The following is an 11,461-nucleotide window of genomic DNA, read 5'->3' on the forward strand; positions in this document are numbered from 1 at the left end:
CCTCCCGAAATCGCGAAATTCTCCCAAACGCCGCTTCAAGGCTGCGCCTAGCTGTGCCATGGCGCGTGCAACCAAACGGATGAGACGATGACGGAACTTCTGAAGATCAGCCTGCCCGACGGCTCGGTGCGCGAAATGGAACCGGGCAGCACGCCTGCCGATGTGGCCGCGGCGATCGGCCCCGGCCTCGCCAAGGCGGCGATTGCCGCGCGCGTCGACGGGGAATTGCGCGACATCAACCGCCCCTTCGAAGGCGATGCCGAACTGGCGCTGGTCACCTCGCGCGACGAGGAAGACGCGCTCGAACTCGCCCGGCACGATTTCGCGCATGTCCTGGCCGAGGCGGTGCAGTCGCTCTGGCCGGGCACGCAGATTACCTTCGGTCCGGCGACCGATGACGGCTTCTATTACGATGTGAAGGCCCCCGACAGCCGCGAGCCGTTCTCCATGGACGACCTCCCCGCGATCGAGGAGGAGATGCGCCGGATCATCAAGGCCGACAAGCCGCTTCGGCGCGAAGTCTGGAGCCGCCAGCAGCTGATCGACAAGTGGGAAGCCGAGGGCGAGGCCTTCAAGGCCGAATGGGCCCGGGAACTGCCCGAGGACGAGGAGCTGACCGTCTATTGGAGCGGCGAGGACTGGCTCGACATGTGCCGGGGGCCGCATCTTGCCAGTACGGGCAAGCTCGATCCGCAGGCTTTCAAGCTCATGCGCGTGGCGGGCGCATACTGGCGCGGCGACCAGAACAACGCACAGCTCACGCGCATCTACGGCACCGGCTGGCTCAACAAGAAGCAGCTCGACGCGCATCTCACGCGGCTGGAAGAAGCGGCCAAGCGCGACCATCGCAAGCTGGGCCGCGAGATGGATCTCTTCCACCTTCAGGAAGAGGCGCACGGATCGGTCTTCTGGCATCCGAACGGCTACCGCATCTGGCGCGAGCTCGAAGCTTATATGCGCCGCAAGATGGACGGCGCGGGTTATCGCGAGATCAAGACGCCGCAATTGATGGACGTGCGCCAGTGGACCCAGTCAGGCCACTGGGGGAAGTATGCCGAGAACATGTTCGCGGTCCCCGACATCGTGCCCGAGGTGGACGACAGCGGTGCCGCTTCGGCCTCGCCCAAGGTGGCCGACGATGCCGACTGGATGGCGATCAAGCCGATGAACTGCCCCGCGCATGTGCTGGTCTTCAAGCAGGGCATCACCTCCTACCGCGACCTGCCGATCCGTTTGGGCGAAATGGGCTGCTGCCACCGCAACGAGCCGCATGGCGCGCTCCACGGGCTGATGCGCGTGCGCCAGTTCACGCAGGACGATGCGCATATCTTCTGCACCGAAGCGCAAGTGGTCGAGGAAGTCCGCGCTTTCTGCAAGCTGGCGGACGAGGTCTATTCCGACTTCGGCTTCACCTACGAAATAAAGCTGGCGCTGCGCCCCGAAAAGCGGCTCGGCACCGATGCGGACTGGGACCGCGCCGAACAGGAACTGCGCGATGCGGTCGAGGAAGCCGGCATGGCCAATGCGGATTACGGCTGGGAAGAATTGCCCGGCGAGGGCGCCTTCTATGCCCCCAAGCTCGAATGGCACCTTACCGATGCTATCGGCCGCACCTGGCAGGTCGGCACGATCCAGGGCGACCGGGTTCTGCCCGAACGGCTCGATGCGACCTATGTCGGCGAAGACGGCGAGAAACATCGCCCGGTCATGCTGCACCGCGCGATCTTCGGCAGTTACGAACGCTTCATCGGCATATTGATCGAACACTTCGCCGGTCGGCTTCCCGTGTGGCTTGCACCGACGCAGGCGGTGGTGGCGACCATCGTCTCGGACGCGGACGATTACGCGAAGGAAGCGGTCGCCAAGCTGGAAGCTGCGGGCATTCGCGTGTCCAGCGATCTTCGCAACGAGAAGATCAACTACAAGGTGCGCGAGCACAGCCACGCCAAGGTCCCGCACCTGCTGGTGGTGGGAATGCGCGAAGCCGAGGAAGGCACCGTCGCGGTGCGCACGCTGGGGCAGCAGCACCAGAAGGTGATGCCGCTCGACGAAGCGATCGCCATGCTGCGCGCCGAGGCGACACCGCCGGACCTGCGCGAAGGCTGATACGCCGGTGGAATTGTTCGCCGGTTATGGCACGGCGGCGGTAATCGCCGCGCTGCTGGCTGCTTTCGGTTCCGCCTTCGTGCGCGGACTGACGGGGTTCGGCATGGCGATATTGCTCGTGCCGATCCTCGCGCTGGCGCTCGCGCCGGTGGACGCGGTGCTGCTAGCAAACTTCCTCTCTGTTTTCATCGGCCTGACAGAGTTCCGCCGGCTGCTGCGCGGTGCGGAACGTTCGGCATGGGTCATCATCGCGCTGGTCGCCGTGACCACACCCCTCGGCCTCTATGCACTTACCGTTACGAGCCCCGATATTGCGCGGCTGGTGATCGCCGTGATCGCTCTCTCCGCCTTCCTCGCAATCCTGCTTCCCCGCCGCGGAGCGCTGGACCACCATCCGGCGACCACCACGGGTGTCGGCGTGCTGAGCGGCCTGATGACAGGTTATGCCGGAATGCCCGGCCCGCCCGTCGTGCCCTATTACGTGGGCCGGGACATCCCGCGCGAGGTGGCCAAGGCCTCGATGATGCTGATCTTCACCTGCGCGTCGAGCGTGGGATTGGCGAGCGGCGCGGCGATCGGCGTTCTCGACTGGTCTCTGGTCCCGCTGGCTGCGCTGCTGTTTCCCGCCGTGCTGCTGGGCAACCGGTTGGGCGACAAGGCATCGGGCCGGATAGAGGACCGGACCTGGCGCATCAGCGTGGGTGTGGTGCTTGGCGGAGCGGCCGTGGGCGCGCTGTGGAAGGCGTTCGGCTAGCTTACGAATTTTCCCGCGCGCGATCTTCAGAAGGGAAGCGCGGGCCCGGCCAGGATCAGCGCAAGCCCGCATCCGCTCACCATGACGGCGCGCGCCGCTTCGCCCAGCGGCAATGCCGGGACATGAATGCGTGCGAGAGCGATAGCCTTTGCCATGCGGGCATTCTCCGCCCAATTTCCTAACGAAAGGTTAACCCTGCACTATGGCCGGGGCATTTGCTGGCTGGCGCAGTGGAAACCGCCCCCGCCTGCAAGCACCGCATCGCCGCGTAATCCGATGGCGGCGCGGTCGGGGAACAGTTCGGCAATGGCCGCCACACCTTCCTCGTCATGTGGGCTTCCGAAAGTGGGCACTACCACCAGATGGCTGGTAATCGCGAAATTGGCATAGCTCGCGGGTTCGATCCGGTCGCCGCTCGTGACGAGGCCGGGCGAATGGATTTCCTTGACCGTCACCCCGGCCGCCTCTGCCCGGGCCCTGGCGTCGGCATATATACCGGCGTTGGGATCGTCCTTGCCGGTGGCTCGCGGCAGGGCGAGCGTATTGGGCCCGACGAACCGCGCCAGATTGTCCACGTGTCCGTCGGTATGATCGTTTATCAATCCATCGCCGAGCCACAGCACGCGGGTGAAGCCCAAATCCTGCTTCAGGCGGTCCTCTATCTCGGTGCGGGAGAGCTGCGGATTGCGATTGGGATTGAGCAGGCACTGCTCGGTCGTCGCGACAAGGCCGGTGCCGTCACCATCGATCGCGCCGCCTTCGAGGATCCAGTCTAAGACTTCCAGAGGGAGACCGGCGTCCTCGGCCAGTTCCGCACCGACTGTCTGGTCGCCATCCATCAGATACTTGCCGCCCCAGCCGTTGAAGCCGAAACGCCGCGCGACCCGCCGGCCCTTGCCGTCGGTCAGCACCAGAGGGCCGGTATCGCGCAGCCAGACATCGCCATAGGTCCGGCGCTCCAGCCTTACGCCGCCGCCCACCAGATCGCGTGCGCGCTGTTCGTTGGCCGCATCGCGGACCAGAAGGCGCACCTCCTGCCCGCTTTCGGCCACGGCATTGGCGAAGGCAGCAATCTGCTCCTGCGCCTGCGGAAGCACCTCTGGCCATTCCTCGGCGTCGTGCGGGAAGCCGATCCACAGCCAGTCTTGCGGGGCCCATTCGGGGGGCATCGTCCATCGGGGCGTATCGCTCATGCACGGCGGTTAGAGCCAGCGGAGCGGTTCGCGCAACGAAAAAGGGGACGCCGAAGAAGTGGGGTGATCGCGGATCAGGCCGCGAGGCCCAGCCGTTCCATTTCCTGCGCGAATTCGAAGCAAAGTTGCTCGGCCTCGTCCTCGGGCAGCCATTTCGCCATATTGGGGAAGACGATGCGCCATACGCGCTGTTTCTTTTCCGGCCATGGCACGTCCGGCGCGGCGCGCGCGGTTTCGAGAACGCCGCGCAACCGGCGGCGCACACGGTCGGGATCGGGCAGGATGTCGGGCTGGCGCTGCTCTTCCATCCGGCCATCGCCGTCTCCGAACATGCTGATCTGGTTGCCGCTCATTCGCCTTGGTCCGCTAAACCGAGTCCCTCACGGCTGAGAGTATCGCCAAGCACCTGTTCGAGGACAAGGTCGGCTTGGTCGAACCAGTGGAGAAGCTCGTCCGCGCGTAGGATTTCAGAATATCGGCAGTCCTCGGCGCTTCCCCCTCGTCTCCCCCGTTCTAGCGCAGCGGAGTCGCGCCGCAAGTGGCGGTATTTCCTACTGGCGCACGGTCTGTCAGCTTGACAGCGGCTCTTTCATCCCGTCGATCACCCGCATTCGCGCGCATCCTCCGGCCGGCCGCAAGCCGACATGCGTCCCTCGCAAACCGACATGCCGCCAGCGCAAGCCGACAGGCTGGCGGCACAAGGTGACGCCTTTCCTGCGCAAGCCGACGCGCATTTGCCGCAAGCTGACGCTTTTTGCACAAGCCGACAGGGTTTTGGCCCTGGACAGTGTAACACCCGGCCCATGTCTCAGGCTTCGCAGCGCGAGGCCGAACGCCGATCGCCGCGAATCAGGCGGGGAAGCGCGGAGTCCAGGTTCCGGGCGCGCGCTCAGTCGCTGTCACGCCCGTTCTGTTTCGACCTCCGCCTTAGCCAGATATTCGTCGCGCAGTTCGCGCTTGTAGAGCTTGCCGTTCGCCTCGCGCGGTAATTGGGCGCGGAAGTCGAACAGCTTGGGCATCTTGATCTTGGCCAGCCTGGGCGCAAGGAAATCGCGCAGCTCCGCTTCCAGATCGGCACCCGCTTCGGCCATGTCCTTGGGCTGGATCACCGCGACCACCTTTTCGCCGAAGTCCGGACAGGGCGCGCCGATCACCGCGGCATCCATTACCTTGTCGTGCGTGACCAGCAGGTTCTCGATCTCCTGCGGATAGATGTTCACCCCGCCAGAGATGATCATGTGGCTCTTGCGGTCGGTGAGGTAGAGATAGCCGTCCTCATCGACATGGCCGATATCGCCCAGCGTCATCCAGCCTTTCGGATGCATGGCCTCGGCAGTCTTTGCCGGATCATTGTGATAGCTCGGAATCTGGTCGTTCTCGAAGAACAGCAGCCCGTCCTGACCGGCGGGGAGTTCTTCGCCGTCGGGGCCGCAGACATGGAGCTTTCCGTGGATGGCCTTCCCCACACTGCCGGGGTGCTGCAGCCAGTCCTCCGCCTTGATCAGTGTCATGCCGATGCCCTCGGACCCGGCATAATATTCATTGATGATCGGACCCCACCATTCGATCATCTCGCGCTTGATCGGCACCGGGCAGGGCGCGGCGGCATGAAGGGCGCGCTGGTGGCTGGACAGGTCGTAGCCTTCGCGCTCCTCCGGTTCGAGCTTGAGCATGCGGACGAAATGCGTCGGCACCCACTGGCTGTCGGTTACCTTGTATTTCTGGATCGTGTCGAGGGCGTGCTGGGGCTCGAACTTCTCCATCACCACGACCGTGCCCCCCAGGCGATGGGCGGTGGTGCACCAGCCCAGCGGGGCCGCGTGATAGAGCGGGGCGGGCGACAGATAGACCATGCTTCCGTCGGCTGGCATTCCCGCGCCCATGATCGCCAGGCCTACCAGCGGGTTGACCGCCTCGATATCGTCACTGTCCGGCGGTGCAGGGCGCACGCCCTTGGGCGCTCCGGTCGTTCCGGAAGAATAGAGCATATATTGCCCCGGCGCCTGGTCCGGAATCGGCTCTGCAGGCTGCAGGTCCAGCGCGGCCTCGTAATCTTCCGCGCCTTCGCCGCCTAAGATCAACAGGTCGATGCCGCCGCATTCCCCCCGGATCGCCTGCAGAACGTCGTCGAACTTCCTACTGGTGACGAGAACTTTTACACCGGCGTCTTTCAGGATGTAGCATATCTCGGGAGCGGTGAGGCGGGTCGAGACAGGCACCATCATCGTGCCTGCGCGCTGCGATCCCCAGACCAGCGGCAGATAATGGATGTTGTTCTCCATCAGCACACCGAAGTGGTCGCCGCGCCCAAGACCCCTGGCGCGCAGCAATTGCGCAAAGCGATTGGCATAGGCGTCCATCTCGCCATAGCTCATCGTCTCGCCACTCCCGGCCATGATGATGGCGGGGTGGTCGGGGCGTGATCTGGCATGCGATATTGGATGCATCGGCGGTCCTCTCTCCTCCGGCGGTCCGCTTGAACGGGACTCGTCCGGTTGCAGGAAGAAACCTAACCGACCAGCGCGTGCGGGCAAGAAAAAAGGCGGCCGGGTCTTCCCCGCCGCCTTTTTCCGCAGTCCCGAAGGGCTTTCCGCCCGGGATTATTCTTCGTCGTTACCGCCCTGGCCACCTTCGGCCATGGCCAGCGCGAAGGCCTGCTGCGCCTGCGATTCGACCATGTAGGGAACCGGGTTCACCGCTTGGCCGTCGATGCGGACTTCATAGTGGAGGTGCGGACCGGTCGAGCGCCCGGTCGAACCGACGTAGCCGATGACGTCACCCTTTTTGACGCGAGTGCCGGCAGCAACCGCAATGCGCGACATATGGGCATAGCGCGTCTGGATGCGGGCACCGTGTTCGATCGAAACGTAATTGCCGTAGCTGGAGAACGGCTCGGCCTTGGATACATAACCGTCCGCCGTCGCATAGATCGGCGTGCCGGTGGCGGCTGCAAGGTCGACACCCTTGTGGCCCATGCGGCGCTTGAGCACCGGATGGGTACGCGTGCCGTAACCGCTGGTCATGCGTGCTTCCTGGAGCGGCATGCGCGAAGGAACCGAAACCTGGGGACGAATGGCAGCCACCGGCTGGCTGGGGTTTTCCCAACGGGCGAACAGCTCGGTGAACTGTTCATCACCGTCGTCCGAACCCTGCGCCGTTACCTTCGACATGTCGATGGCACCCACTGCGGCAGCGGCATTCGTGTCCGCCTGTGCCGGAGAAGCAGCGATGGTAAGACCTGCTGCAGCCATGGTGAAAGCCAGCGTGGTACGCTTGGTAATCATGCTAAACCCGTCCATCCGGCACGGTTTCCCGCGCCTTTTCGTCCCGGATCGAAAGAGGCGTCCCGGCCTTTTTCGATCTCTTTTCAACTCCGCCGGAACCCCCCGGCATCTCGTGAGTTTGGGTTTTGCTGGAAAAGGTTAATCAAGCAATACCTGCATAAAAGTCCCGCGATAAACCGGCTGCCGAACGCGCTGAGTCGTTGAATGGGGGCTTCAGCCCCCCCGAAAAATGTCTTTTGACCAGATTTCGCCATGATTTTGGTGGGTTCTCGCCGCGGGCTGCACAAATTGCACGGAAATGCTTGGCACCGAAGGCGACATGACGAATTTCATCGTCAAGGATTCGTTGGAGAATTTTCGCCCCGTTTTCATCTCCTTGCGCACGAACACGTGTCAGGGTGGCGGGTGTGACATCCAGCCCCCGCGCCTCGAGCACCATCGGCACGATGGCCAGCCTAGCGGCAACATCATGGGCCGTGTCCCGCGCCGCACTCCACAACCCGTCGTGCGCAGGCAACGCCCCATAGAAGGAGCCGAGCGAATCGAGCTTTCGTTCGAGAATCGCGAAGTGCATCGCCTCATCCGCGGCAACGGAAAGGAAATCCGAAACAAAGGCCTGACCCATCGATTCGCCGAACCGTCCGGCCATGTCGAGTGCGAGGTCGATGGCGACGAACTCGATGTGGGCGAGCGAATGCCATAGTGCGATGCGGCCCTTTTCCGAACCGCCCCGTCCGCGCCTTGGCATGTCACGCGGCAAGCGCAGTTCGACCTGGGCCGGCCATGCAGGCCGATCCGGCATGGCGCAGTCAAAGGTGAAAGTCAGCCGCCCGAGCCGCCAGTCACGCGCCACCTTGCGGGCAGCGAAGACCTTTGCCGTCTTGTCGCCGGTCAGCAAGGCGTCACGGATGGCACGGGAGACCGAGGTCATACGGTGCGCACGGCCTCCAGTACCTCCTCGGCATGACCCTTCACGCGGACCTTGGGCCATATGCGCAGGATCTTGCCCTGTTCGTCCAGCAGGTAGGTCGAACGGATCATGCCCATATAGGTACGTCCGTAATTCTTCTTCTCGCCCCACACACCGAGCCGGTCCGAGAGCCCGTCCACCTCGGCGTCGGTGGCGAGATCTACCGTGAGATCATGCTTGGCGATGAAGTTCTGGTGCTTCTTTGCGGAATCCTTGCTCACGCCCAGCAGCGCGGCACCCGCCTTTTCGAACTCCGGTTTCAGTTCCGAAAAGTCTTTAGCCTCCGTCGTGCAGCCCGGGGTGTTGTCTTTCGGATAGAAGAAGATGACTGCCTTCCTGCCAGCCAGGCCGGATTTGGTTATCGTTCCGCCATCGGGTGTTTCCATCTCGAAGTCGGGAAAGGCATCGCCTTCTGCATAAGTCGTCATTGGTCCAGCTCCAGTGTCTCGTCGAATACCGATTGCCATGTGTCTGCAACTTGCCGTCTTGCCTCGCCGAAGTTGCGAAGCAGCGCGGCGAGATCCTCCGCCTCGCACAGCCGCGCGAGGATATTGGAGGGCGCTTCGCTCGGAACAGAGAGGCCGGGGGCAAGCAGTCGGGTACCCACCAGCAGCCGTGTCATCAAGCGGTGCGCGCCCGCGAGCCCCTGTAATTCCGGAAGATTGGAGAGAGCGTCTTCGAGACGCGGAGTGAGTCCCCGCCGGTCGCGAAGCTGGAAGAAGTGGACGAGGAATTCGAGATCGACCAGCCCGCCGCGCAGAAGCTTGGCATCCAGCGGGCCTTTTGCAGGCTTATGCGCTGCCATTTCTGCGCGCATCTTGAGCAGGTCGGCGCGCAATGCAACCTCATCCCGCTCGCGGCAGAGCACTTCTCCAAGAATGGCCTTCACCTTGCTTCTGGCTGCATCGCTTCCAGTCAGAACCCGGGCGCGGGTCAGCGCCATGTGCTCCCAGGTCCAGGCGTCTTCCAGCTGATACCGCTCGAAACTTTCGAGACTGACTGCCAGTGGGCCCTGGGCACCCTGCGGGCGGAGCCGGGTATCGACTTCGTAAAGCGCCCCCTCCGCGGTCGGGACGGAAAGCGCGGCGCTGACGCGCTGTGCAAGGCGATTGAAATAGAGCGTCGCGCCCAGCGGTCTCTCGCCATCGCTCTCCGCTTCGTGATTGCCTGTGAACAGATAGACGATATCGAGATCGGATTCATGGGTCAGTGCCCCGCCTCCGAGCCTTCCCAGGCCAAGCACCAGCAATTCGGACCCATCGATCCTGCCGTGCTTTCGCGTGAACTCTTCTACCGCTGCTTCCTGAGCGGTTTCGAGGGCGGCTTCCGCAACGCGCGACAGGGCTGCTGCTATATCGAGCGGATCGTGCGCGGCCTCGATCATTTGCACACCCAGCGCGAAGCGCGTTTCGCCAGTCACGATGCGGATGCGGTCGAGCCTGTCCTCGTATGTGTCTCCGCGTTCGCTTCTGCGCATGGCGGCGGCGAGATCTTCTCGGCTACCGGGCAGGTCGAGCGCGCTGCGATCAATCAGCGTATCCACCAGTTCGGGACGGCGCGCTATGGCATCGGCCAGCGGCGGAGCAAGGGTCAGGCAATCGGCCAGCAATTGCATGAGACCGGGGCGGGCTTCGAGCAGCCGGAAGAGGTTGATCGCGCTCCTCAACCTTTCGAGGAGACTCTCCCAGCGCGCTACCGCACGTTCCGGATCGTCCGAAGCGGCTAGCGAGGAAATCAGTGTGGGGCGGATAGCCTCGAAGGCTGATAGGGCGGCGGTGCTTCTAAGCGGCGGATACCTGCCGTCGGTCCAGCCGAGGACGCGCTCCTCCAGTACGGGGTCGAGCTTCGCTTTGGCTTCGCCGGCAGCAAGGTGGGGACTGTCGGCAGGAACCGAGATCCTGTCTTCCGCCAGCAAGGCATCGTATCGCTCGGCAACCGGTACGGTAAGGCTGGCGATATGTTCGAGCCACGCCGCTCCATCGGGAAATCCGTCCAGCCTGGCGACGTTATTCAGTGCCTCGCCCGCGGGCAGCGTATGGGTCTGCTGGTCGGCCACCATTTGCAACCGATGCTCGATCTGGCGGAGACCGTCGTAGCTTTCGCCCAAGGCGCGTGCGTCGTCCGCGCCGATGCGGCCGGTGGCGGCCAGCGCATCGAGTGCGGCGCGGGTGTGTTTGCGGCGGATCGAGGGATCGCGCCCGCCATGAATCAGCTGGTGAGTCTGGGCGAAGAACTCGATCTCGCGAATTCCGCCGCGACCAAGCTTGACGTTGTATCCCGGCGCGGGTTCACCCGGACCCGACTGCTTGTCGCGGATCCGGTGGGTCAGACGGCGGACCTCGTCGATGGCGCCGAAATCGAGGCTCCGCCGCCAGACGAAAGGCCGGATGTGATCGAGAAAGGCTTCGCCCGCCGCGACATCGCCTGCACAGGCGCGCGCGCGAATGAATGCCGCCCTTTCCCAGGCAAGCGCAGAGCTTTCATAATGCATGATCGCCGCGTCGAGCGGGATGGCCAGCGGGCTGACTTCCGAAGCCGGACGCAAGCGCAGATCGACACGGAAGACATATCCCTCGCTGGTAACTTCCGACAGCATTCGCACCACTTCGCGCACATATCGCTGTGCCGCTTCGCCCGGCTCGTCTCGTTCGCGGCGCGGCAGGATTGCGGGATCGTACAGCAGGATAGGATCTATATCGGACGAGTAATTCAGTTCGCCTGCGCCATGCTTGCCCAACGCAAGACCGATCATGCCCTGCACCTCGGCACTTTCGACCCGCCGCGCGATAGCGGCCTCGATTGTCCTGTGCAGCGCGCGATCGGCGAAGAGCGACAGTTCCCGCATGACTTTTTCGAGCGGGAATTCGCCGGCGAGATCGCAGATCGCCAGCACCAGGGCCAGTGCGCGCTTCTCCCGGCGCAAGGCAAGGCCGGTATCTTCGATGCCCTCCCCTGCGGCCTTGGCCAAGGCAAGCGCTGCATCCCCCTCACCCTGATCGAGCAATTCTGCAAGGTCGGGATGCCGTTCCAGTCCTCGCGCCAGGAAGGGAGCGTAGCTCCGCGCGCGATCCAGTGCATGGTTCCAGTCGGCAGGCATCGTGGCCCGCTGTGCCGAAGCTCGCGGGACGGCGCAAGCTTGCGTCACCGGGCGGAG

The 11,461-nt window shown here is 63.9% G+C and carries 10 protein-coding genes; 2 read left to right on the plus strand and 8 right to left on the minus strand.

Annotated features, from left to right (window positions below; translation table 11 throughout):
- The first annotated feature begins 87 nt into the window (after nucleotides 1-87).
- Nucleotides 88-2,106, plus strand: coding sequence for a threonine--tRNA ligase (thrS, locus tag AC13CE_RS12030; protein WP_482972561.1), 2,019 nt, complete (start codon nucleotides 88-90; stop codon nucleotides 2,104-2,106).
- A gap of 7 nt (nucleotides 2,107-2,113) precedes the next feature.
- Nucleotides 2,114-2,860, plus strand: a complete 747-nt coding sequence (locus AC13CE_RS12035; RefSeq protein WP_482972562.1) for a sulfite exporter TauE/SafE family protein — start codon at nucleotides 2,114-2,116, stop codon at nucleotides 2,858-2,860.
- Nucleotides 2,861-2,886: 26 nt separating this feature from the next.
- On the opposite strand, the gene AC13CE_RS12040 is transcribed toward AC13CE_RS12035, so the two are convergent.
- The 8 genes from AC13CE_RS12040 to glnE all read right to left on the minus strand — a co-directional run bounded on the left by AC13CE_RS12040 (nucleotide 2,887) and on the right by glnE (nucleotide 11,404).
- Nucleotides 2,887-3,015 (minus strand): hypothetical protein, encoded by a 129-nt coding sequence (locus AC13CE_RS12040; RefSeq protein WP_473821191.1) that lies wholly within the window; start codon nucleotides 3,013-3,015, stop codon nucleotides 2,887-2,889.
- Between the two features lie 45 nt (nucleotides 3,016-3,060).
- Nucleotides 3,061-4,053: an agmatine deiminase family protein gene (locus AC13CE_RS12045; RefSeq protein WP_482972563.1), complete on the minus strand. Its 993-nt coding sequence runs from the start codon at nucleotides 4,051-4,053 to the stop codon at nucleotides 3,061-3,063.
- A 74-nt stretch (nucleotides 4,054-4,127) separates the two neighbouring features.
- Nucleotides 4,128-4,406 (minus strand): hypothetical protein, encoded by a 279-nt coding sequence (locus tag AC13CE_RS12050; RefSeq protein ID WP_473821193.1) that lies wholly within the window; start codon nucleotides 4,404-4,406, stop codon nucleotides 4,128-4,130.
- A gap of 546 nt (nucleotides 4,407-4,952) precedes the next feature.
- Entirely contained in the window at nucleotides 4,953-6,500 is a 1,548-nt protein-coding gene (locus AC13CE_RS12055) for an acyl-CoA synthetase (RefSeq protein WP_473821194.1), read from the minus strand.
- Nucleotides 6,501-6,653: 153 nt separating this feature from the next.
- Nucleotides 6,654-7,337 (minus strand): M23 family metallopeptidase, encoded by a 684-nt coding sequence (locus tag AC13CE_RS12060; protein WP_473821195.1) that lies wholly within the window; start codon nucleotides 7,335-7,337, stop codon nucleotides 6,654-6,656.
- A gap of 142 nt (nucleotides 7,338-7,479) precedes the next feature.
- Nucleotides 7,480-8,268 carry a ferritin-like domain-containing protein gene (locus AC13CE_RS12065; protein WP_482972564.1) on the minus strand — a complete coding sequence of 263 codons (789 nt, stop codon included), beginning with the start codon at nucleotides 8,266-8,268 and terminating at the stop codon, nucleotides 7,480-7,482.
- A complete protein-coding gene (locus AC13CE_RS12070) occupies nucleotides 8,265-8,735 on the minus strand; it encodes a peroxiredoxin (RefSeq protein ID WP_482972565.1) in 471 nt (156 codons plus the stop codon). The genes AC13CE_RS12065 and AC13CE_RS12070 overlap by 4 nt, the downstream gene beginning before the upstream one ends.
- Nucleotides 8,732-11,404 (minus strand): bifunctional [glutamate--ammonia ligase]-adenylyl-L-tyrosine phosphorylase/[glutamate--ammonia-ligase] adenylyltransferase, encoded by a 2,673-nt coding sequence (gene glnE, locus AC13CE_RS12075; protein ID WP_482972566.1) that lies wholly within the window; start codon nucleotides 11,402-11,404, stop codon nucleotides 8,732-8,734. Before glnE ends, AC13CE_RS12070 begins: the two co-directional genes overlap by 4 nt.
- Nucleotides 11,405-11,461 lie beyond the last annotated feature (57 nt).

This window comes from Qipengyuania sp. B-5 (assembly GCF_056857815.1).